At 62.6% G+C, this 21,695-nt stretch carries 17 protein-coding genes and 1 pseudogene; 7 read left to right on the top strand and 11 right to left on the bottom strand.

All coding sequences use genetic code 11. From position 1 onward, the window contains the following. Window positions 1-5: 5 nt before the first annotated feature. Window positions 6-1,097, bottom strand: coding sequence for a hypothetical protein (locus E7T06_RS19885; protein WP_136367503.1), 1,092 nt, complete (start codon window positions 1,095-1,097; stop codon window positions 6-8). Window positions 1,098-1,420: 323 nt separating this feature from the next. Here E7T06_RS19885 and E7T06_RS19880 point away from each other — a divergent pair, with 323 nt between their 5' ends. From E7T06_RS19880 to recA, 3 genes are all read left to right on the top strand, one after another. After that, the gene (locus tag E7T06_RS19880; protein ID WP_136367502.1) at window positions 1,421-2,632 is read left to right on the top strand and encodes a CinA family nicotinamide mononucleotide deamidase-related protein; all 1,212 of its coding nucleotides are present in this window, start codon (window positions 1,421-1,423) and stop codon (window positions 2,630-2,632) included. After that, entirely contained in the window at window positions 2,629-3,381 is a 753-nt protein-coding gene (gene thpR, locus E7T06_RS19875; RefSeq protein WP_136367501.1) for an RNA 2',3'-cyclic phosphodiesterase, read from the top strand. Before E7T06_RS19880 ends, thpR begins: the two co-directional genes overlap by 4 nt. Before the next feature lie 62 nt (window positions 3,382-3,443). Beyond that, window positions 3,444-4,526: a recombinase RecA gene (gene recA, locus E7T06_RS19870; RefSeq protein ID WP_136367500.1), complete on the top strand. Its 1,083-nt coding sequence runs from the start codon at window positions 3,444-3,446 to the stop codon at window positions 4,524-4,526. A 109-nt stretch (window positions 4,527-4,635) separates the two neighbouring features. Here recA and E7T06_RS19865 read toward each other — a convergent pair whose 3' ends face one another. The 5 genes from E7T06_RS19865 to E7T06_RS19845 form a co-directional block, all read right to left on the bottom strand. Next, complete coding sequence (locus E7T06_RS19865; protein ID WP_136367499.1) at window positions 4,636-4,974, bottom strand: transposase; 339 nt, start codon at window positions 4,972-4,974, stop codon at window positions 4,636-4,638. Between the two features lie 224 nt (window positions 4,975-5,198). After that, a complete protein-coding gene (locus E7T06_RS19860; protein ID WP_136367498.1) occupies window positions 5,199-5,699 on the bottom strand; it encodes a winged helix-turn-helix domain-containing protein in 501 nt (166 codons plus the stop codon). A 193-nt stretch (window positions 5,700-5,892) separates the two neighbouring features. Further along, window positions 5,893-6,489 (bottom strand): biotin transporter BioY, encoded by a 597-nt coding sequence (locus E7T06_RS19855; protein WP_136367497.1) that lies wholly within the window; start codon window positions 6,487-6,489, stop codon window positions 5,893-5,895. 49 nt (window positions 6,490-6,538) lie between these two features. After that, window positions 6,539-7,528 (bottom strand): biotin--[acetyl-CoA-carboxylase] ligase, encoded by a 990-nt coding sequence (locus E7T06_RS19850; protein WP_136367496.1) that lies wholly within the window; start codon window positions 7,526-7,528, stop codon window positions 6,539-6,541. A gap of 178 nt (window positions 7,529-7,706) precedes the next feature. Continuing rightward, complete coding sequence (locus E7T06_RS19845) at window positions 7,707-9,635, bottom strand: HRDC domain-containing protein (RefSeq protein WP_136367495.1); 1,929 nt, start codon at window positions 9,633-9,635, stop codon at window positions 7,707-7,709. Window positions 9,636-9,860: 225 nt separating this feature from the next. On the opposite strand from E7T06_RS19845, the gene E7T06_RS19840 reads away from it, so the two are divergent. Both E7T06_RS19840 and E7T06_RS21985 read left to right on the top strand, forming a co-directional pair. Beyond that, window positions 9,861-10,580 (top strand): zinc ribbon domain-containing protein, encoded by a 720-nt coding sequence (locus tag E7T06_RS19840; protein WP_136367494.1) that lies wholly within the window; start codon window positions 9,861-9,863, stop codon window positions 10,578-10,580. 276 nt (window positions 10,581-10,856) lie between these two features. Further along, window positions 10,857-16,121 carry an adenosylcobalamin-dependent ribonucleoside-diphosphate reductase gene (locus E7T06_RS21985; RefSeq protein WP_240741192.1) on the top strand — a complete coding sequence of 1,755 codons (5,265 nt, stop codon included), beginning with the start codon at window positions 10,857-10,859 and terminating at the stop codon, window positions 16,119-16,121. Between the two features lie 66 nt (window positions 16,122-16,187). On the opposite strand, the gene E7T06_RS19825 is transcribed toward E7T06_RS21985, so the two are convergent. Together E7T06_RS19825 and E7T06_RS19820 are read right to left on the bottom strand one after the other, a co-directional pair. Next, window positions 16,188-17,315 carry a PQQ-dependent sugar dehydrogenase gene (locus E7T06_RS19825; protein ID WP_136367493.1) on the bottom strand — a complete coding sequence of 376 codons (1,128 nt, stop codon included), beginning with the start codon at window positions 17,313-17,315 and terminating at the stop codon, window positions 16,188-16,190. Continuing rightward, complete coding sequence (locus E7T06_RS19820; protein WP_136367492.1) at window positions 17,308-17,487, bottom strand: hypothetical protein; 180 nt, start codon at window positions 17,485-17,487, stop codon at window positions 17,308-17,310. The genes E7T06_RS19825 and E7T06_RS19820 overlap by 8 nt, the downstream gene beginning before the upstream one ends. A 134-nt stretch (window positions 17,488-17,621) precedes the next feature. Here E7T06_RS19820 and E7T06_RS19815 point away from each other — a divergent pair, with 134 nt between their 5' ends. Beyond that, the gene (locus E7T06_RS19815) at window positions 17,622-17,978 is read left to right on the top strand and encodes a hypothetical protein (RefSeq protein WP_136367491.1); all 357 of its coding nucleotides are present in this window, start codon (window positions 17,622-17,624) and stop codon (window positions 17,976-17,978) included. A 2-nt stretch (window positions 17,979-17,980) separates the two neighbouring features. Then, on the top strand, window positions 17,981-18,508 hold the full coding sequence (locus E7T06_RS19810; protein WP_136367490.1) for an AAA family ATPase: 528 nt from the start codon (window positions 17,981-17,983) through the stop codon (window positions 18,506-18,508). A gap of 37 nt (window positions 18,509-18,545) precedes the next feature. Here the strand turns inward: E7T06_RS19810 and der are convergent, their stop codons facing one another. The 3 genes and pseudogenes from der to E7T06_RS19795 form a co-directional block, all read right to left on the bottom strand. Continuing rightward, window positions 18,546-19,868 carry a ribosome biogenesis GTPase Der gene (gene der, locus E7T06_RS19805; RefSeq protein WP_136367489.1) on the bottom strand — a complete coding sequence of 441 codons (1,323 nt, stop codon included), beginning with the start codon at window positions 19,866-19,868 and terminating at the stop codon, window positions 18,546-18,548. Window positions 19,869-20,428: 560 nt separating this feature from the next. Further along, window positions 20,429-21,424 (bottom strand): c-type cytochrome, encoded by a 996-nt coding sequence (locus tag E7T06_RS19800; RefSeq protein ID WP_136367488.1) that lies wholly within the window; start codon window positions 21,422-21,424, stop codon window positions 20,429-20,431. A 142-nt stretch (window positions 21,425-21,566) separates the two neighbouring features. Continuing rightward, window positions 21,567-21,695: pseudogene (locus E7T06_RS19795) on the bottom strand (IS982 family transposase); the annotation flags it as partial.

The following is a 21,695-nucleotide window of genomic DNA, read 5'->3' as shown; positions in this document are numbered from 1 at the left end:
CAGCCCTACTTTAGGAAAATACTGGCCGTTTCATTGCCCGCATCCTGAAACTGAATAGACCACTTCGGCCCCTGCCCGTCGCTGCGGAGGCTTTCTTCGGCCCCGGCGTCGTTACTGGGAAAGGTGCAATAACCGCCCGTGTGTTCTGCCGTCCATGCTCCGGCGTCGGCCTCCGTCATCCCTACTTGGCTGCTCTGCCAGCGCACCGCTTTCATAAAACTTCCGGTGCTCAGGTTCTGCTGGCCGTACTTCTGCCCGATGGTGGTCATGCGCTTGAGGATGTTTGCGCCGCCCTCGGCACTCCAGCCAAAGCGGGCGTCGATGGGTGCACGCAGCGTGAGGGTAGCCGGGGCGCGGTCTACACTGGTTTCGCCCTGAATGCTCATGCTCAGCACGGTCAGGTCGGCGTCCTGCGTGACCCAAAAGGTCAGTTGGGCTTCTTGGCCCGCCAACAGCCGCCAAGGAGCGCCCCCGGCCTGCTTTTCGTCCGACACCGTGATGGCGCTGGGGCCGCCCATCTGCTGCACCAAAAAGAACGGTGCCCAGTCGTCTTGCGGCCCGCCCAGATAGCGCCCGTGCTGAAATCCGGCGTCTACTGCGCCGCCCTTGCCGCCCCAACCGCCCGCATAAATAAAGGCCGTGTCGCCGTGTCCGGCCTCTTTTTCCTCTTTCATCTCGCCTTTTACGTCGCTTGGCAGGTACACCGTGCTGTGCTGATAGGCATAACCGGGCTTGGAGTACACGCGGCGGTACGGCCCGCTCTTCTCGTCGCGGCAATGCACGGCCACGCCTTTTTTGCCCTCTGCATCGTCTTTGCCGGGAGTCAGGGCACGCACGAGGCCGCCCAGCAGTCCAGACAGCCCGCCGTCGTCTGTCGCCTGCATGGGTAGTCCTGTAACTGCATGCAGCGGGAAGCGGTGAAAGCGCAAGGCTCCGGCCAACGCCGCGCTGTTGGCCGTAATCCCCTGCGGCGTCAGAATCGCCACGTGCTGCGCCTGCGTGGGCGTCAGATCGGGGGTCAGGCGGTGCAGCAGGGCCGGATCAGGGCCGAAAGCAGGCCGGGGCAGGGGCGCGGGCGGCGGCGTCCAGAGGGTCATGGCGTACAGCCTAGAGCATCCATTCGGCGTGCGGGGCGTTATTGACCAGCCGACTTGTAAGGCGGTCTAAGGGTCTAGGGTCTGAGGGTCTAAGCAGGGCGAGGTCAGCGGCTCCAGTCGCTGAATTTTTGCACTCCTCAGCTTTCCAAAACCCAGCACACCCCGCAGCACAGCCATCAGCAACCTGCCCCGGCCTACACTCGTCCGGTGAGTCATTGTTTCCCACTCCTTCCGCCTGCCGACGCCCCTTCATATCGGGCGTCCGCTCCGGCATCAGCACTGGCATCTCGTTTCGTTTTGACCTATACTTGCGTGAGGTGGTTATGCTGCTAGCAGAAATTATCAGTGTCGGAACAGAGCTGTTGCTGGGCGAAATCGTCGACAGCAATGCCGCGTTCTTGGCCCGCGAACTGGCGGAAAGGGGGGTCACTTTGCACCGCAAAACTGTGTTGGGAGACAACCTTGGCCGCGTGACAGACGCGATTACGTTGGCGTTGTCGCGGGCCGATCTGGTGATTTTGGGCGGCGGCCTCGGCCCCACCGACGACGACCTCACCCGTGAAGCCATTGCCGCTGCACTGGGCGAAACGCCCACCGAAGACCCGCAGCAGATGGCGCACCTGCGCGGGCTGTACGAAAGCCGGGGCCGCGCCATGCCCGAAGTGAACCGCAAGCAGGCGTGGCTGATTCCTAGCGCCGAAGCCTTGGCAAATCCGGTGGGCACGGCTCCGGGCTGGTTCGTGCGCGTAGCAGATACAGGCAAGCTTGTGGTTGCCCTCCCCGGCCCACCCTTCGAGATGCACCGCATGTGGCGCGAACAAGTCTTGCCGCGCCTGCCTCTTCCTGCCCGCGCCTTCCATGCCGTCACTTTGCACACGCAGGGCATCGGGGAAAGCAACGTGGCCGAACTGTTGGGCGCACTGACCCGGCAGGCCAATCCCAGCGTCGCCACTTACGCCCGCAAAACCGGTGTGGATGTGCGTGTGGCGGCCAGTGCACCCACCGCGCAGGAAGCCGAAGCGTTGGCTTTGCCTGTGCTGGAGGGGGTGCGCGGCATGCTGGCCCGCTGGATTTGGGGCGAAGACTCCGACACGTTGGCCTCGGTACTCACTCAGGCCCTAGGAAGCCGCACCCTCGGCGTCATCGAGGCGGGCAGCGGCGGCACAGTTTGTGCGGCGTTGGCCGATGCACCGGGTTTTCTGGACGCTGCCGTCACGGTAGACCACGCCCGCCTGATTACGCTCGGCCTGACCCCCATCACGCTCAATGCACACGGTGTAGTCAGCGAGCAGGCCGCCCGCGAACTGGCCGCCGGAGCGCGTGAATATCTGGGCGCGGCGGTGGGCTTGGCGGTGGTCACGGCGACAGCGGGCGAACACGCCGGACAGACTTTTATTGCGCTGGATACGGGTGAATTGCAAAAAACAGCCCACCTGAACTGGCCCGGAGACGCCCCCCAAGTCCGTGAGCGGGCGGCAATGGCGGCGCTGGCCTTGGCCCTCCGCAGTCTGCAAACCCGCCAGGTGCAGGCATGACCCGGCCCGCTCCTAAACCTGAGCCCAAGCAGGGGCCGCAAACTTCTGCGCCCGCCGCGAAATCTCAACCTCAGCAATCCAAATCTCCAAATCCCAAATTCCAAAATTCCAAATCTCAGCCCCGGCCAGAGCGTCCTGCACGCATAGAAACCCCTGCGCCGGAACCTAGCCTGCGCCTGTTTTATGCACTCACGCTACCCCGCGACATTTCCACGCCGCTGGCCGAAACCCAGTCCCTCCTCAAGGGCAACTGGCGGGCGGTGCGGGCCGATCAGATGCACGTTACGCTGGCGTATTTGCCGTCTGTGCCGCCGGAACGCTTGGGTGACCTCCGCAAACTGGGCGCAGACCTGACGCTGAACGTACGCACGCTGGATGTGCGGTTGCGCGGCACCGGCTACTTTCCCAACGAAGGCAGTCCCCGCGTGTGGTTCGTGAAGGTGGAAGCCGAGGGACTGGCGGAACTGGCCGCACAACTGCGCGAAGGCATCGCCGCACTGGGCCTCGCCACCGACGAGCAGCCCTTTAAGGCACACATCACGCTGGCCCGCAAAAAAGGCCCGGCCCCGCGTGTGCCGCCCAAAACCTTCGATCTCGGCTGGCAGGCGAGCAGCGCAGTGTTGGCGCGCTCCATCCTCCGTAAGACCGGGCCGCTGTACCAAACTGAAAGTACCTTCCGCTTCCGTGCCGGGTCAGGAGAAACCGACTCGCCCCTGCCGGACGCACCTGACCAATCCGCTGAATTCTGATCCCATCCGTTGGATACCGCCCGCGCCCACACAGGCCGCAATACCCCCCCAAGGAGTACACCATGAGCAAGGACAGCAACAAAGACACCGTTTTGCACCTCCCCAACGATGCCAAAGAGCGTGCCAAAGCCATCGAGAACGCCATGACCCAAATTGAAAAGACGTTTGGTAAAGGCAGCATCATGAAGCTGGGCGCGGAAACCAAGCTGGATATTCAGACCATCAGCACGGGCAGCCTGAGCCTTGACTTGGCCCTCGGCGTGGGCGGTATTCCGCGTGGCCGCGTCACCGAAATCTACGGCCCCGAGTCGGGCGGCAAGACTACGCTGGCCCTCAGCATCTTGGCTCAGGCCCAGAAGGCGGGCGGCACCTGCGCCTTTATTGACGCCGAGCACGCACTTGATCCCGTGTATGCCCGTGCGCTGGGCGTGAATACCGACGAACTCTTGGTGTCTCAGCCCGATAACGGCGAGCAGGCGCTGGAAATCATGGAACTCTTGGTTCGCAGCGGCGCAATTGACGTTGTTGTGGTGGACTCCGTGGCCGCCCTGACGCCCCGCGCCGAAATCGAGGGTGATATGGGCGACAGCCTGCCCGGTTTGCAGGCCCGCCTGATGTCGCAGGCGCTCCGTAAACTGACGGCCATCCTCAGCAAGACCGGCACCGCCGCCATTTTCATCAACCAAGTCCGCGAAAAGATTGGCGTGATGTACGGCAACCCCGAAACCACCACCGGGGGCCGCGCCCTGAAGTTCTATTCCTCGGTGCGCCTCGATGTCCGCAAAATCGGCCAGCCCATCAAGGTCGGCAACGACGCGGTTGCCAACACGGTGAAGATCAAGACTGTGAAGAACAAGGTCGCCGCGCCCTTCAAGGAAGTGGAACTGGCCCTCGTATACGGCAAGGGCTTTGACCAAGTGGCCGATCTGGTGGGTCTCGCCGCCGACATGGACATCATCAAGAAAGCAGGCAGCTTCTATTCCTACGGTGAGGAACGCATCGGGCAGGGCAAGGAAAAAGCCATCGCCTACATCTCCGAGCGCCCCGAAATGGAAGAAGAAATCCGCGCCCGCGTGATGGCCGCCATCAAAAACGGTGGCGCAGAAGTAGCCAGCGTCGCCACTGTTGCCGCTGTAGCCGAGTAAAAGTAAGCGTTGGCCCCCGCCTCTGCTCTTTCCGAGTGGGGGCGTTTTTGCTGGAGCGTCTCCGCCTTTTGACGGATGCGCGGGGCGGGGGCCGCCGCCTAATACCAAATTAAAATGAGTCCAGAACATGTTTGATCCACGGGAAGAGGGTGAGCGATTTGACTTCTTGTGGGTTGTGCTGGAGCCGGACACACTCTGCAGCGATCAAGTCCTCCACCTCTTGAAGGGTGTTGAGGGTCTGGTTGGCGATAGGCAGTTTGAGCTTGGTCACCATCGGTTCAGCGGGGGACAGTTCCGGCGTATACGCCGGAAACGGGAGCAAGAACAGATTGGCGGGCACCTGGAGTTTCTGGCTGGTGTGCCAACCAGCCTGGTCGAGCAAGAGGACGATGAGTTGCTGCTGGTATGGATCGACAGCCCGGCTGAACTCGTCCAGCGCGACTTGCATCAGAGGAACGCTGACACTGGGAAGGATCAGGAAATCACTCTGTCCCGTGAGGGGTTCGACAAAAATGTAGGTATAGAGCCATTGATATCGACGGCGCTGGGCGATGACCGGTCACTGACCTCGAAGCGCCCAGAGGCGCTTCAGCACGGGTTTCAGACCAAAGCGCCCTTCATCCTGCACCCACAGCCGGACCTGCTTCTCCGGGTACGCGGCACGTGCAGTTCTCAGGGCCGCTTCGACTTTTTGATCCAGATCGCCTGTCCCTCGGGCGTGGCCGCCTGAACATGAGTTGGACGGGGCGTTTGCACCGTAAATCCGAGTTTTCTCAAATACCCCCAAGCACACACGGACGTCATCTCGACTTTGAACTGCTCGTGGACGTAGGCTTGCACGTTCTGGCTCGTCCAGAAGCCACCCGTTTCGGGTGGCTTCTGGAGCACACCAAACAACACCTCTTGTTGTTCCACACTGAGTGCAGGAGCCGATTTGTTCCAACGGCGTTTGTCCACCACCACCGCTGGCCCATCTTCGTTGTACGCCCGAATCAACGTGCTGATCGTGCTGCGCGAAAAACTCGTGACCGCTTTGATCTCTGGAATCGTCAGTCCTTTGCTTCTGAGCCACAAGATGTGCCAACGGGATCGCTCCACTGGCCGCTCGGACTGGCGATAGGCGAACTCCAACTCGTCGGACGTCTGATGCGGGAAGAGCGAGGCAGGTCTCATAGTCGGTACTCAGTTTAATCCCGTATAAGCTGTACCCATGCTCGCGCCGGGGCAATCCCCAACACGGAAGGCATCGACAACCCGGCGCGAGACGCCCCCGCCTGCAATGTTGAGGCGGGGGCTTTTTGTTGGTGATTTTACGGGCCGAACCTCATGACCCAGAGCCATGACCCAATGCTATGACCCAGAGCCTTTAGCTTTTGCGTCCTACAAATGCCCAAGCCGCAGGCAACAGCAGCGCGGCCAGCAGCAGCTTGAGGGTGTCACCGATCAGAAAAGGGGTGAGGCCCGCCGTGAACAGAGCATTTCCCTTGAGTCCGGTGAGAATGCCAAGTCCGGGGAGACCAAAAGCGTAAATAACGACGCTACCCGCCAACATGGCAAGGCAAGTGCCGAGGAACTTGCGGTCTAAGGCGTAACGCTGCACCAACACGCCCACCAGCGCAGCGGCAAAAGGATAGCTGAGCAGGTAGCCTAAGCTGGCCCGCAGCTTGCCCGTGGGGGCATACAGGCCCGCGCTGCCTCCGGCAAACATGGGCAGGCCCACCGCTCCGGCTACCACGTACAGCGCCAGCGCCGCAAAAGCCCGTTTCCAGCCCAGTGCCGCGCCTACCAGCAGCACGCCCAGCGTTTGAAGGGTGAGGGGCACAGGCTGAAGCGGAATTTCGACTTGGGCAAGTAGGCCCACGAAGGCCGCGCCGCCCACGATCAGGGCGATATCACGGGTAATGGAGCGGCTAGGCGCGAGGGTTTGGGCCAACGTGGGAAAAACGGGTGCAGTGTGCGTCATAAGGACTCCTGTGAATCTGAGAGAGGCTGAATTGGGGTGTAGGTGAATCTTAACCGGGTATCGGAGTGGGCACGGCCAGTTGCCCGCCAAGTTGCCCGACGAGTTGCACATCGCCCGCGCTGATCGTGATGACTTCGCCACCGGACACCTGCACTAGCAAGCTGCCCTGCGCGTCTATGTCCAGCGCCGTGCCAGCCACCGGGCCACGCGGCGTCTGCACCTGCACGGGCTGGCCTAAAGTCACGCTGGCTTGCCGCCACGCCGCCAAAATCTGTGCGGGTGGTTGTGCCAGCCAGTGTTCTAGCGCCGCCAACAGGTCGGCCAGCAGGCGGGCGCGGGTCAGGTCGGGCCTCCATTCGGTGAGGCAAGCGGCCCCTTCCGGTGCGGCAGACACATTGATGCCGATGCCCAGCACCGCCCGCCGCACGTCCTCGCCGCGCAGGTCGGCTTCGAGGAGGATTCCGGCCAGTTTGCGGCCATCCAGTGCGAGCAGATCGTTGGGCCATTTCAGACCACACGGCAGACCCCCAACCTGAGAAGCCGCCTGCACCGCCACCCCTGCTGCCAACGGAATCAGTGCCAGTTCGGGCAAGGTCAGGCCGTGCAGCAGCACACTGAAGACAAGCGTGCCGTGCGTGGTGTCCCAGACCCGCCCGCGCCTGCCCCGGCCCGCGCTCTGGCGTTCGGCCACCACGACTGCGCCGTGTGGGGCTGGGGCGGCGTCGGCCCAAGCGCGGGCTACGTCTTGCGTGCTGGTCACGGTTCCGGCGTAGCGCAGGGCTTGCCCGAAGGTGCGGGTGGTCAGCAGGGGGGCCACCAACGCGGGCGCAGGGGTTCCCGCCGCCAGTGCGTAACCCTCTCGAGAAATAACGACTGGCACGCCGTCCTCTTCCAGTCGCCGCGCCAGCGTGTTTACTGTGACGCGCCCTACGCCCAGCCGCGCCCCCAACGCTTCCCCCGATTGAGGAAGGTCGGAGAGCAGCGGCAGCAAGCGGGCAGGCACGTTCAGTGTTTTAGACCAAATGCTGAACGAAGGCAATGAACTGGGTTCAGTGTGGGTGTGGTAAGGCGTTGATGCGCTGGGGGTGGATCGTGGATCGTGGAGATGTAAAATGAATCTCTAAGGTTGTTCCCAAACTTCAGAACCAAAAACCCTGATCTTCCTGCCGACCTGCGCCTTTCCCACGTTCCACGATCCACCCACTACGTTCCTCTCCTTACCCCCTGACTACTTCCAAAATCTTCTCGCCGTACTTCCGCAAGCGCTCCGGCCCCATGCCGCGCACGGCTTTCAGGTCAGCGGCGGTATACGGCACGCGGCGGGCGATTTCGGCAATGGTGGCGTTGCTGGCAATAATAAAGCGGCTCATGTCTTGGCGCTTGGCTTCGGCGTTGCGCCAGTCGCGCAGGCGGGCGTAGATGGCGGCCTGTTCGGGCGTCAGGTTAGCGGTGGGGTCGGGGCGCTCGGCGTCGGTGCCTTGCGTGGCAGGCGGCGTAGGGGGCAAATCCGGCGTGAGGATGATGGGCGCGGCAGCCTGTGCTTGCTCAACCCCCGCCTGCTCAAGCTGCTCTTGCCCGGCCTCGGTCTGTTCAAACTGAGCCAGCGCCTCTGCAAAAGAGCTGTCCGCGTCTGCCCCTGCTTCCTCGCTGCCTTGTTCTGCTTGCGCTTCAGCCTGCACGGTATCCACAGCAGCTTCTTCGGGCTCGGGCAACTCCTCGCTGCGTTCCTTCTCCGATTGCCTATGCACGGCGTCGGTCAGGGCGTCCGGCTTGGGCGTGTCGCTGAACACGATTTCCGGCTCCCAGACCTCATCGTGCGCGGGAGAAGGCACGGCGAAAGTGGGCGCAGGCGGGTTGATGGTGGGGGCGACAGCAGGCGCGGCAGCCTGAGTAGGGGCGGTTTCCGGCTGGTTGTCGGTGTACCCGTTGTCCGGTGCATCGAAGGTAAAGCGTTCGGGCGGCGCGTCGCTGTCGGGGCGGGGTTGATCTACGCGGGCTTGGTCTGCTCTGGCTTGATCCGGGCGCGGCTGATCTGTCCGGGGGCGTTCGAAGCGGCTGTTGCGCTCGCCGCGCCGTCCGTCGTCGCGTCTGCCGTCCTGCCTGCCCCGGCGTTGGCCGCCTTGCTGCCCAAACTCGCGCTGTCCGTCCCGTTGCCCAAAGGTTCGCTGCTCCGGGTCGCGTTGGCCCGGTTCACCCTGTTCAGTGGGAGGCGCGTCTTGAGGCTCTGGCTCACGGGCTTCGGGTTGGGCGGCAACAGGCGCGGGATTCCTGTCCTCTGCGGCGTTCCACTGCTCGTCAACTCGGGGTGAAGGGTTGCCGGGTTGCTCGGTTTCTGTTCTGAGAAGGGCCAACACGGCGTTCAGGTCTTGCAGTCCCGGTGTCAGCAGCACTCCGGCGGGAACGCTGCGGGCGGCGGCCATCACTCCACCGGGGGCCGAATAGGTGTCGGCGGCGGCGTCGGGAGCCAGCAGCAGGGCGGTGGGGCCAGCCTCTAGCGCCGTGCCTCCCAAACGTTCGGCCAGTTGCAAGGTGGTGCGGGCGGCGCGGGCCAACCGGAGGGGCAGGGTGGCTACATCGCGCAGAGCGAGGGCCACCGTGAGGTCGGCGGGGGCGGGAGCGGCGGCGGTGGGGGCGCGGCCCGTGCCGAACAGGACAGCCAACGTGTCGCCCGCGTGTCCGGTCAGCGTCACGCCGTCGCGGTACACCACCAGATCGGCCCCGCGTGTGGGCCAGCCGCCACCGGGGGCAAGGGTAGCGTCCACAATGACGCGCACGCCTGCCCGCGCTGCCCGTTCCAGTGTGCGGGCGTCGGGTTCCATCAGCCACACGGCCCGCGCTCCGTTCCAGTCGGCGTCCAGCGAGGCGACGGCCAAGCCTGCCCCGGCCAAAGCGTCACGGTTTACGCTCAGGCGGCTGTCTACACGCAAGGTTCCGCCGCCCAGCATGGCCGCCAGTTGCCGCGCCAGCGCCGCGTCTCCGCCCAGCAGCAGGCCCCAATCTGCGCCTTCCAGGGCCGCCAGGGCCCCTGCCAGCCGCACATGCGGGTCGCCGCGAACGGTGTGCAGCGATACCAGTTGCAAATCGGGCCGATTGTCCGGGCGGGGATCCGGGCGGGGAGCAGAGGCCAAAGAGCGCGAGTCGGTCATGCCGTCTATTGTGCCGCAACAAGGGGCCAGTTGGCTTGCACGTCACCTTCAGAAGCGGGACAGGTGAAGGGCGTGGGTGGGTTAAGGAAGCCTGAGCCTGCGCCGCGTGTCCGGTATAGAATAGGGGTTGCAACTGTATGGCACGGCATAAAGTGGCATTTGACCGGCTCTGGCCTTTCGGCGGCGGCGGGGGTGTCCGGTCCGTTCGGGGGTAGACTGGCCTTGATGAGCGATACCGGACCCCTTTCACGCCTGCACCGCGTTCAGCATCTCGATCTGGACTTAGACCGCCTGCGTGCCGAGGAAGGCAACATTCCAGACGCCCTCCGGAGCGCCCGCGCCGAGCAAGAACGCCTGAACAACCTTCTCGAAGACACCGAAATTACCCTCGAGGCCACCGACAAAAAGGTGCGCCAGCAAGAGCTAGACCTCGCCGGAACCCGTGAGCAGATGGCCCGCGCCCAAGACGAGCTTGACAAGAACGCCTTCGACGCCCGCGCCCAATCTCAGTACGGCAGCCGTATTCAGATGTTGGGTGAGCGGGCCGAGGAGATGGAAGAAGACCTGTTGCCCCTGCGCGAGCAGCAGCGTGAACTGGGCGAAAAGGCCGCCGCACTGCGGGCCGAACACCGCGCCCTGCGCCCCAGCCTCGGCGCACTGGAAACCGAAGACGAGGCGCGGGTGCAGGCTCTGCGCGATCAGGGCGAAGGCGCACGCGCCGAACGTGCCGAACTGGTGGCCAACTTGGATGCCCGCACCGTGAAGGAGTACGACATGATCCGCAAGGCCAAAAAGGGTCTGGGGGTCGTGGAAATCAAGAACGGCAGTTGCAGCGGATGTAATGTGAATTTGCCCGTGAACGTGCAGCAGAAAGCAGCGTTAGGCAAATTGCCGCCCGTCAAGTGCCCCTCCTGCGGACGCTTCCTGATCCGGCTGGATGTCTAGACCCCTCTGACCCGCCTGCGCTGAAGGCTGCTGCGGCTCTAGCGCAACTCCCCCGGCCCCTTCCTGCTTCTGGGAGTGGGGCCGCATCTTGTATCTAAAGAGTCAGAAGCACACAACCTGTTGTACCTGATTTGGTTCTGGGCGTACAATTAACAACAAGTTTATTTTTAGAAGAGCCAGAAAAGAAGACCGACTTCACTCCTGTTTGTGGGGAACTGGTCTTCCGTGGCTTCCCGTCTGCCTCTAATTTGCCCGTTCTCCCAAGGAGTTCCCACCATGACCAGCCTGCCCCTGTCTGCCCTCAGCACCTTCGACGACAACGCCCAGCACATCGCCAAGCGCCAGTATCTGCAACCCGGCGACGGCGACATCGCGGGCATGTTCCGGCGAATTGCGAACTGGGTGGCGGGGGCCGAAGCGCCGGAAATGCGGCAGGAGTGGGCACAGCAGTACTTCGACCTGATGGCGGAAAAGAAATTCTGCCCCGGTGGGCGCGTGTTGGCAGGGGCGGGAACTCAACACGGGAACGTTCTGAACTGTCTTCAGGCCGATACCTTGGTGGAAACCCGCGAAGGCCAGCGCCGCATCGGTGATCTGAGCGGCAGCGTGGAAGTGTTGTCGCGGGGTGGGGTGTACCGCCCAGCCGTGTTCCGCAGCTATGGACGCCAAGCCCTTTACCGCGTGCTGCTCGATAACGGCGAGACGCTGGAAGCGACTGCTGGACATGAATGGCCTGTGGGCAAACAGCGGCGGGGACAGTATCAAAAAGTCACGACGCTGGAGTTGGTAGGCCGGTATTTGCCCATCATCCCCAGTCAGCGCCGCCCCGAGCGTAACGAGGACTATCAGGCAGGCATTCAGCATGGTGTGGTGTATGGCGACGGCTCCAAAAACACCAACGGACACACCCATCATGTGCAACTGTTTGGGCAAAAGCGCACGCTGGCACACCATTTCTCTGAGCACCGCGTCCATGACGCCGTGTATTCGGGCCGGGAAGTGACGGTGGCGCAGGGCATGCGCGGCGCACTGAAGGAGTTGCCTGACGAACTGTGCAGCGACAGCTACTGGTACGGTTTTTTCAGTGGCCTGCTGGCGACTGACGGCGGTTTGGATGACCGGGGCAGCGCCGCCATCTACCAGTCCGACGCCGGAGAACTGGGGCGTTTGGCCTGCCAACTGGTGCGGTTCGGCGTCAAGGCGTCCAGCGTGCGGCTCTTCCGTCATGCCGAGGGCGGGTACGGGGGCAAACCCGCTTACGCGCTACGGCTGATCAAGCAAACGTTGCAGCCCGCTGACTTTATCCGGGCTGATCAGCGCGAACGCTTCGAGCGATCCTTTGAAGGGCAGACCCAGCCACGCAATGCAAGCGTTCAGGTGGTGGCCGTCGAACCCACGGGCCGCACCGAAGAAGTGTTTTGCTGCGACGAACCCGAAACCCATACCTTCGTGATTCAGGGCGGCGTGCTGACGGGTAACTGCTTCGTGCAGGGGGCGACGGCCCACGATCCCGCCAGCTTTGAAGGCGTGATGGAAGTCGCCAAAAAGCTGGCCCTCGTGACCAAAGTGGGCGGCGGCAACGGCGTGAATCTGGATGTGTACCTGCCCCGCGCAGAAGGCAGCCGCCCTGACGCGGGCGTGCGTGGGTGGGCCTACATGAGCGCTGCGCACGCCGACGTGACCGACTTTATAGAGGGGCTGATGCGCCCGCCCACGCAGCCGGACGGCGACAAGCAACCGGTGGCGATTCGTAACTGGACGCGGGTGGTGTATGGGCAGAGCGTCCCGCCGGAACTGGTGGTGCAGGCCCGCCAAAACGGAGTGCAGATCGTGCGGGCGCTCCCCGAAGGCGTGCAAGCCGTCCCCGACGATATGGGCGGCATTACCGACGCGGCAAGGAAGGTGGCCGAGGATGCCAAGCTGGGGCTGGAGCCGCGCATCGACCTGTCGGAGATGCGGGCTGAGGGTGCGCCGATCAAGGGTTCAGGCGGCACTTCGTCTGGCCCCGTCAGCTTCCTGATGGAAATTTTCGACAATTTTCTGGAGTGGGCCAACCGGGGGGCTGAGCACAGCGGGCCAGTGAATACGCTGCGCTTCGTGTATTCGCCCGTGTTGCGGGTGGTAAGGCAAGGCGGCTGCCTGCATCCCGATACCTTGGTGAATACCAGCAGCGGCACTCTGCGCCTGCGCGAACTTGTGGATCCTCGCAGCTTCGGGCATCAGGCCCACGCGCTGGAAGTCGCCACCGACGCGGGCTGGAAGCACAGCCCCGAAGGGTTTAATAACGGACTGGCCGAGACGTTGCGTGTGCAATTGCAAAACGGCTTGACGGTGCAGGGCACGCCCAACCACAAGCTGAAGGTCCTGCGCGAGAGCGGCGAGCGCGAGTGGGTGCGCCTAGACGAAGTGCAGGCAGGCGACTGGGCCATTCAAGTCCTCGATCAGCACACCGGAGCGCCCGTGCTGCTGGAGCCAGTAGGTACGCTGCACCCCAACGCCAAGCCCGTGCAGACGCCCGACACCCTCACCGAAGAACTGGCCTTCTGGTTGGGCTACCTGTGGGGAGACGGCTTTGTCAGCGGCCAGCGCCTCGGCTTTTCGGTGGCGCACGGCTCGGCCATGATGGAAGAAACCCCGCGCCTGTTTCGTGATCTGTTCGGGCTGGAACTCCGGCAAGAGCAAAAAGAGAACGACAAGAGCGTAGTTTTTGTGACCCGTTCGGCGGCGTTGGTGGACTGGCTGACCCGCAACGGCTTGCTGAAGGGCAAAACGCTGAATTTGGAAGTGCCGCGTGCGGTGCGTCAGGCTCCGCGCCCTGTCCTCGGAGCTTTCCTGCGCGGGCTGTTCGAGGCCGACGGCACGCTGCTGCACGGCTACCCGCAACTGTCGTGTGCTTCGGCGGACTTTGCCCAAGACGTGTTGGTGTTGCTGGGCGGCTTGGGCATCCCGGCCCAAGTGGTGCGCTACGAGGCCCGCGAAGACCGGTATTCGCAGCGTGAACATTACCGTCTGAATGTGGTCAGCGCGGCGGGACTGGAACGCTACCGCGAGCGCGTGGGCTGGCTGCCGGGATCGCGCTTTAAGGCGCTGCAAGACTTTCAACCCGACTTGGCGCGTGAATCGGCGTGGCCGTTGCCCCACGCGGCGGGCCTGCTGGGGGCCGTGCATGCCGGATTGCCTGCGGGCCGCAAGGGTGCGCCGTCGCCCTTCACGGAAACCCGCAAAACCCTGTCGCGCTACATCCGGGGCGAGCGGGGTCTGACGGGGACGGGCTACAGCGCACTGGCCCAAAATCCCCAGATCGCGGCAGCCCTGCCTACCTTCGAGCAAGACGAATACTACGTGCAGGTCAAGGAAATTACTCCCGGTGGCCGAATCCTGACGCTGGATATTTCAGTGGACGAAAATCACACCTACCTCGCGGGCGGCCTCGTGACCCACAACACGCGACGTGGCGCAGGGATGGCGACCATCTCCATAGACCACCCCGACGTGCTGGATTTTCTGACCGCCAAAGGCCTTGACCGTGAGGCTGCCGAGGGCGATATTTCTACCTTCAACATCTCGATTCTGGTGGGCGAGAAGTTCTGGAACGCCTTGCAGACCGACGCCGTATGGCCCATTGCCGCGCAGGACGTACCCGGCAAATACGCGCTGATGCCGCAAGCCGGGGCGTATGACGGCACATTGTCTCCCCTGCCCGACCGTGAAGACGATGGCGCACGCGGCGTGCCTGTGTATCAAACCGCCAATTCCGGCACGGGCATTCCCGCCCGCTGGCTATGGGATCAGATTGCCCAGCATGCATGGAGTACGGGCGAACCCGGCCTGATTTTTGCTGATCGCGTCAACGAATACAGCGCCCTGAAGGACTTGGGCGAGCGCTATCAGATTCGGAGCACGAACCCGTGCGGCGAAATCCCCCTCACCGTCGGAGAACCCTGTGATCTCGGAGCTATCAATCTGGCCGCCTATGTTACGGGCAGCACCTTCGACTTTGCTGGCTTCCGCGCCGATGTCCGCACTTGCGTTCGTTTCCTTGACGATGTGTTGGACGTGAACGTGTTTGCGCTGGAAGACAACCGGATTGCCTCGCAAGACCTGCGCCGCCTCGGTCTGGGCGTGATGGGACTGGCCGACGCCCTGATCAAGCTGGGCCTTCGCTACGACAACGACGCCGGGCGGCAGGCCATTGCCGAAATTATGGGGGCACTGCGGGAAGAAGCGATTGCCGAAAGCGAACGCCTCGGTGCAGAGCGCGGCGTGTACCCGGTCTATACCCGCAACGCCGACAAGATGCCGCACGCACCCCGGCGTAACGTGGCGGTGCTGACGGTTGCCCCGACAGGCACCACCAGCATGCTCATGGGCGTCTCTAGCGGCATCGAACCTGTGTTCAGCCCGTTCATCTGGCGCAAAATTGGCAGTGAATACCGCGCCCTCCTTGCCCCGCTGTTCGTAGAGTTGCTGGAAACCTACCCGCCCGCCGCCAACATGGACGACGGCAAGGGCGGCTGGAACTGGGACAAGGTGACCGAAGCTGTGTCCGAAAACCACGGCAGCGTGGTGGGCTTGGCCTTCATTCCCGACGCCTTGCAGCAAGTGTTCGTGTGTGCCCACGACATCGCGCCTGCCGACCATGTGCGGATGCAGGGCACGGTGCAGGTGGCCTTCGACGCCGAAGGATACGCGGCCAACAGTTTGTCCAAGACAATAAATCTGCCCAACGGCGCAACTGTGCAGGACGTGCAGGACGCCTACAGCGAGGCCTACCGCACGGGTTGCAAGGGCATCACCGTGTACCGCGACGGCTCGCGCCAGTTTCAGGTGCTGAGTACCAGCAAGACCAAGGAGAAGAAGGCGGACGAGGCCGCCGAAGCGCCAGCAGAGCAACCCGCCACCGTACAGGCTGCTGACGTGATGGGGGAGAGCCTGAAGGCCGAACCCGTGACCGTTCCTGCTCCCGCACCGCAACCCGCCCCCCGCGCCGCTGCCTCTACCGCCCCCGTCTACGAGCGCCCCGCCCGCTTGCAGGGCATCACCGATATGGTCAAGCTGACCGATCCCACCAGCGGCCACCGCCGAAGCTTTCTGGTCACGGTCAACCATTTGCGTGGCAAACCTGTAGAAGTCATGGTCATCAGCGGGCGGGCAGGCGACGAGGCCAACGCCGACTCCGAAGCCTTGGGCCGCGTGGTCAGCATTGCCCTTCAGCACGGCGTTCCTGCACAGGCCATCATCAAGACCCTGCGCGGCCTGAACGGTGGGCTGTACGGCAGCTACAACGGGCGCTTGGTGGGCAGCAAAGCCGACCTGATCGCGGTGGCGCTGGAAACCTTCCAAAAAGATATGGACGCCGGAGCCTTGCCGCCGCTGGCTGGGGGCAGCACTGATACGCCGTCTGTATCTCCTGCGGGGGTCAGCGTGGCAGGCATGGATAGCATGAGCCGCGAACGCTGCCCCGTGTGCGAGGAGAGAGCCGTGATCCGCGAAGAGGGTTGCCTGAAATGTCAGGCGTGCGGCTACAGCAAGTGCGGTTAAAAACGATATAGGCGCAAGAAATGGCCCCGACATCTTAGAGTCGGGGCCATTTCTATTGGGCGCACTTTACTTGCTGAACTTCAAGATTCGCCCGCTTCCGTACTCCGCTACATACAGTTCCCCGCGCTCATCTTCGCCAAAGGTGCTCGGGCTGCCCACTCGCCCAATCTGCGCTTTCTTCCAGCTAGAGCCGCTGGCGGGGGCGGCCCACAGGTTCCCGGTGGCAAAGTCGGCAAACACATACTGGCCCTTCAGCGCGGGAATGGCGCTGCCCCGGTACACGTAGCCGCCCGTGATGCTCTGGCCCTCATTGCGGCCATAGACCAACACTGGGGGCTTCAAATTGGCGCTGGTGCAGTTGCTAGACGGCTCGTAACACTGCGCGCCTTCGCGGATTTTCCAGCCGTAATTCTCGCCGCCCTTGCTGGCGCGGGGCTGGCGGTTTACTTCTTCCTGCTCGTTCTGGCCCACGTCGGCAATGATCAGGTCGCCCGAAACGCGGTCAAAGCTGAAGCGCCAAGGGTTCCGCAGACCATACGCCCAGATGTACGGATTGGCTCCGCTGCGGCTGACAAACGGGTTGCCGGGGGCAGGCTTGGCGGTATCTCCACGCACGTCGAACCGCAGAATTTTGCCCAGCGGTGAGGTCAAATCTTGCCCCTTGTTCAGAGGATCGCCGCCGCTCCCGCCGTCGCCTAAGCCCAGATACAGGAACTTGTCGGGGCCGAACGCCAGTTGCCCGCCGTTGTGGTTGGCATAGGGTTGCTTGGCCGTAAACAGTGTGCGGGCGCTGGCCGGGTCTGCCCGCGAAAAGTCGGCGGTGGCGGTGTAGCGGGCCAGTACCGTATCGCCGTTCAGGTCGGTGTAATGCACGTACACGCGGCGGTTGGTCTTGTAAGCCGGATCGAACGCCAAGCCCAAAAGTCCCCGTTCTCCGCCCGCACTGGTACGCTTTTGTAAGTCCAGAAACACGTTCGGCTGGACTTTCCCACCCGCAATAATCCGGATGCGTCCGTCTTGCTGCGCCACATACAGGCGGTTCGTGCCGTCGCCCGCGTGCGTGAGGGCCGTCACCTGTTCCAGCCCACTCACGAACGGGGTCAGCTTCACGGCAGGCGCGGTCTGGGCCTGTGCAGAAGCCAGCAGCAGTGTCAGCGCCGCAGCCAAGCCCGCCCCCAGCCCAACTTTAGTCATCGTTGCCTTCGTCGTCGTTGTCCTGACTCTGCTCTATAACCGTGCCCGAATCGTTATCGTCGTCGTTGCCCCCAGCAGGGCTGCACGCGGCGAGGCTGAAGACCACGAGGCCGCCCAACATCCAGCGAATGACGTGCTGCGCGGCAGAAGGCCGAACTGTGGAAGGTTGCATGCCTCAGCCTAGAAGGATTGCTGACAGGCCGGATGTGTGCGCTCTCAGCATTTGCTGGGGCAGGGTTGATCTAAATAGAGTTGGAGTGTTGAGGATGTTGAGGTCGGCAGCGGCCAAAACAGGTACGCTCAGCCATGCCCTTTTCCGACTCCGTGAGTGCCGCCGCCGAGAAGTACCGCAGCCCCGGCCCAGAACGCCTGAAACTGTACGGCAGCCTGTTTGCCATGCTAGTGCTGACTGCAATTGTGGGGCGCAAACGCAGCGGCGAACTCGGCACCCGCGCCACCCTCAAGCAGAGTTCCTTTGCCCGGATCATGTTTATGGACATCGGCGCGGTGAGTACGCTGGGGGCACTTTACCTTGTGCTGAACGGCAAAACGCCCGTGCGCGTGCCCGCCGCCCTCGCCACCCTGTTTGTGGGCAGCTTTGCGCTGCTGCCCGCGCTGGCCTATGAAGATTGGGTCGCCATGCAGGAAAAAAACAACGAGTAAGCGTGCCCATTTTCATCATTACCGGCGTCCCCGGAACCGGAAAAAGTAGCCTCTGCCGGGCGCTGATGGAGCAGTATCCGTTTGGCCTGCATCTACCTGTAGACGACTTGCGGGAATGGGTCGTATCCGGTATCGCCCATCCCGTACCCGAATTCACGCCCGAAACGCAGCGGCAATTTGACTTGGCGCGGCACAGTGCGGGCCGGACGGCTGAGATTTACCATCAGGCGGGTTTTGCTGTTGCCATTGACGATGTGCTGGGGCCAGCCGATGCCGCAGCTTTCGCACTCTTAGAATCGCCCACCAAAATCCTGTTGCGGGCCGACTTGGACGTGATTTTAGAGCGCAACCGCCTGCGCCAAAACAAACACTTTGACCCGCTGACGCTGGAGCCGGTGATTCGTTGGCTGCACGCGGGCCAGAATGTAGAGGAGTTTGAGCGGTACGGCTGGCGAGTGGTGGACACGACGCGCCTGACGCTCGAGGAAGCGGTGAAGGCGGTCTTGCGGGCCACGGAAAACGTGGACTGAGGTTGCCCCCAAGTCCACGTTCTGTGTCTAATTGACTTTAGTCGTCGTTGTTCGCGCCTTTCTCCCGCTTGTACGGCCCTTTTTCCTTCCACTTCAGGCGCACCGGAATACCCGCCAAATCCAAATCTTCGCGGATCCGGTTTTGCAAGTAGCCTTCATAAGAGCGAGTCACGAAATCGGCGCGGTTACAGAAGATGGCAAAGGTCGGCGGCGAGGTTTCCACCTGCGTCATGAAGTACATCTTCAGCTTCTTGCCGTGGAAGTTGGGCACGCTCTGGCGCATCTGCCAGACTTCCAGCCAGCGGTTCAGTTCGCTGGTCGGAATGCGTGATTGCCACTTGGCATGCAGCTTCATGGCCTCGGCCAACATCTCGTGAATGCCGTACTCGTTGATGGCGCTGGTGTACACACGCGGCGCGTAGCTGATGTGGTGCAGCTTTTGGGCCAAGTCTTTTTCGGTAAACTTCAGGTCTTCATCGGGAATCAAGTCCCACTTGTTCACCACTACGATCACGGGTTTGCCGCTTTCGTAGGCGAGGTTTGCCAGTTTCAGTTCGTGGTCGCCCAAGTCGCCTGCGTTCACCACCAACCAGATCAGATCGCTGCGGGCAATAGCCACCTGAGACCGCTGAATCGCGTAATCCTCAATGGCCGTGTCGGGCTTTTTGCGAATACCCGCCGTGTCTACCAGCACAAAGCGCTGGCCGCCGTAATCCCATTCCACGTCAAGGCTGTCGCGGGTGGTGCCGGGCTGATCGGCCACAATGGCCCGCTCGGTTTGGGTCATGGCGTTCAGCAGGCTGGATTTGCCCACGTTGGGCCGCCCGATCAGGCTAATGCGGATGGGCGCGATTTCCGATACGTCCTCATCGTCTTCGGGCAGGTGCGTCATGACCCGGTCCATCAGGTCGTCCAGCCCGCGTGCGTGTTCGGCGCTTACGGCAATCGGTTCGCCAAAACCCAGCGCCCACAATTCGGACAGATAGACCTCGTGCTTGGGGCTGTCGATTTTGTTCGCCATCGCAATGACGGGCTTACCGAGTTTGCGTAGCCAATCGGCCACTTCATAGTCGGCGGCACTGAGGCCCTCGCGGGGGTCGAGCACAAAAATCACGGCCTGAGCGCCTTCCATCGCCCATTCCGCCTTCTCACGAATCGCGGCTTCCCACTCGTCGCCGCTCCAGAGTCCGCCCGTATCAATGAGCGTAATGCGGTGGTTCTGGTACAACATCAGCCCTTCTTTGGCATCCCGCGTTACGCCGGGAAAATCAGCGACGACAGCTTCACGCCGCCCGATCAGGCGATTGAACAGGCTGGACTTACCGACGTTTGGTCGGCCTACTACGGCTACTTTATGCATTGTGGACGCTCCTTCTCGGTGTCGAATCAGCTTCCGCGTCAGGGAAGGATTCGCCGTTGCCCGCCGTTACGCTGAACGTGTCGGGCCATAGACTGAAGAGTGTAGCGCAGTGTGAACAGATCAAATGTGGGCGAGGGCGGCTGCTCAGGGCAAACCCCCCAGTCTGCTCTCCTGCGGAGCTGTACCAGTTCGCAGCCAGCCCCCCTCCCTTCGGGCTGTACCAGACAAGGGGAGCGCAACAGCTGTTGTCCTCCCCTCTCCTGCGGAGCTTTTCAAGTCTAAGGGGGGGCGTTGCGTCAGCAACGGGGGGGTTGGCCTTCCATCTCAACGTTTCTAGGGTGTTGCTTCTGAATAACTCCCAAGCTTCGTTGGTCTGAAAAACAAAACGAATGCTGTCTCACACATACTTTTCCAGACCCGGCTGCATGAATTGACAAGCCCTGCATACCGCGCTATATTTTTCCTATCACCGTCCGAGCAGGGCGGATTTTTCGTTTTGGAGTACTGACACAAAGAAACCGCCGCCCCAACGTGTAGGCGACGGCTTGCGTTCTAATCCCTCAGTTCAGCGTTTTGATGTAGGCCTGCAAGTCTGCGATCTGCTCATCCGTGATCTGCGTTTCGCTGTAGCGGGGCATGGTGGCGTTCAGCTCGCGCTCAGGCGTCTTGCCTTGGCGCAGGGTCAACGTGAATTCAGCCATTGTCCAGCTCTTGGGGCCATCGGCAGTAGTCAGAGCAGGGCCGATGTTGCCGCCGCCGTTGGCTCCGTGGCAGCCCGCGCAGTTGGAGGCGAACACGGCGCGGCCATTGCTGGGATCGCCTGCTGGGTCAGTGTTGCGGGCCGCTGCTTCGTCAGGGTCGGTGCCTTGTGTGGTTCCGGCATTGGTTCCCGTCTGATCGTCGGGGTTCTGGGTGTTGCTGGTGTCTTCGGCGGTGTTGGCACGCTGCTGGGCGGCAGTCTGAGCGCCGTTGTCATTGGCGTCGGTTGCGCCCGTGTTGGTGGTGCCGGTGCCGGAAGCTGCGCCACTGGTGTTGTCCTCATTGGCTGCGCCCGCTGTCTCCGTGCCCATAGAACCGCTGCCCGACGCGTCAGAAGTGCCTGTGTTGGCGGCGTTGTCAGTGCTTCCGCTCATGCCCGTGCCGCCGTCTGTATTGGTTGCGGCCTGCCGGGTGGCGTCAGTCGACTCGCTGGAGGCAGGATCGCCGCCGCTCATGCCTGCCTGTGGCGTGGTCTGAATATCGCTGTCGCGGGTGCCGCCTGTGGGGGCCACTTCGCCCTGCGCCGCTGTGCTGGCGCTGTTCTTGTCGTTGCCCATAGCGGCATTGGCGGCGGCGCTCTGGGTTTCGTTGCCTGCCTGGGGCGTTTCGGCGGGGGCTACGATGGTGCCCTCGGTGCTGGGGGCTGCTGCGCCGCCGGGTTTCGGCAGGGTGCGCGGCAGCACGATCAGCAGGCCGACGCCCAGCAGCACACCCAATGTGACGCCTAAGGCCCAAGACAGCACGTCGCCTGCAATCCACCTCGTTCGGTTGTTTCTTTTGCGGTTTAGGCTGCTCATGGGTTCAGAATACGGCGGGGTTGGTGGGCCTTCTGTCACTTTCGCCGGGCATTCCCTTCATGCCTTGCAAGGGTTTGAAGGAAGTTCCGGCCCAATTGTGTCTTCTGCTCAACTTGTTCTCAAAACAGACTCTTTACCCCGTTTAGGGCTGGGTAAGATTGTAGGCGAGTACGGCGAGGACAACTCGGAAGCGAAGTGAAAGCAGGGTTTTGGTTCGGACGGAGCGAATCTGAGCTTCAACGAGTTGAGAGAACACCGTTTCAATTCGTTT

The organism is Deinococcus sp. Arct2-2 (assembly GCF_004801315.1).
Lineage (GTDB): Bacteria > Deinococcota > Deinococci > Deinococcales > Deinococcaceae > Deinococcus.
Note: the sequence above shows the minus strand (reverse complement) of the source record. Positions and strands in the feature narration are given on the sequence as shown.

Excerpts from the sequence above, each read along its gene's own strand:
- der (WP_136367489.1), bottom strand. The coding sequence starts at position 19,868 with ATGCATAAAGTAGCCGTAGTAGGCCGACCAAACGTCGGTAAGTCCAGC.
- E7T06_RS21985 (WP_240741192.1), top strand. The coding sequence starts at position 10,857 with ATGACCAGCCTGCCCCTGTCTGCCCTCAGCACCTTCGACGACAACGCC.
- E7T06_RS19825 (WP_136367493.1), bottom strand. The coding sequence starts at position 17,315 with ATGACTAAAGTTGGGCTGGGGGCGGGCTTGGCTGCGGCGCTGACACTG.
- E7T06_RS19845 (WP_136367495.1), bottom strand. The coding sequence starts at position 9,635 with ATGACCGACTCGCGCTCTTTGGCCTCTGCTCCCCGCCCGGATCCCCGC.
- E7T06_RS19860 (WP_136367498.1), bottom strand. The coding sequence starts at position 5,699 with ATGAGACCTGCCTCGCTCTTCCCGCATCAGACGTCCGACGAGTTGGAG.
- E7T06_RS19815 (WP_136367491.1), top strand. The coding sequence starts at position 17,622 with ATGCCCTTTTCCGACTCCGTGAGTGCCGCCGCCGAGAAGTACCGCAGC.
- E7T06_RS19855 (WP_136367497.1), bottom strand. The coding sequence starts at position 6,489 with ATGACGCACACTGCACCCGTTTTTCCCACGTTGGCCCAAACCCTCGCG.
- thpR (WP_136367501.1), top strand. The coding sequence starts at position 2,629 with ATGACCCGGCCCGCTCCTAAACCTGAGCCCAAGCAGGGGCCGCAAACT.
- E7T06_RS19800 (WP_136367488.1), bottom strand. The coding sequence starts at position 21,424 with ATGAGCAGCCTAAACCGCAAAAGAAACAACCGAACGAGGTGGATTGCA.
- E7T06_RS19885 (WP_136367503.1), bottom strand. The coding sequence starts at position 1,097 with ATGACCCTCTGGACGCCGCCGCCCGCGCCCCTGCCCCGGCCTGCTTTC.
- E7T06_RS19820 (WP_136367492.1), bottom strand. The coding sequence starts at position 17,487 with ATGCAACCTTCCACAGTTCGGCCTTCTGCCGCGCAGCACGTCATTCGC.
- recA (WP_136367500.1), top strand. The coding sequence starts at position 3,444 with ATGAGCAAGGACAGCAACAAAGACACCGTTTTGCACCTCCCCAACGAT.
- E7T06_RS19840 (WP_136367494.1), top strand. The coding sequence starts at position 9,861 with ATGAGCGATACCGGACCCCTTTCACGCCTGCACCGCGTTCAGCATCTC.
- E7T06_RS19880 (WP_136367502.1), top strand. The coding sequence starts at position 1,421 with ATGCTGCTAGCAGAAATTATCAGTGTCGGAACAGAGCTGTTGCTGGGC.
- E7T06_RS19865 (WP_136367499.1), bottom strand. The coding sequence starts at position 4,974 with ATGCAAGTCGCGCTGGACGAGTTCAGCCGGGCTGTCGATCCATACCAG.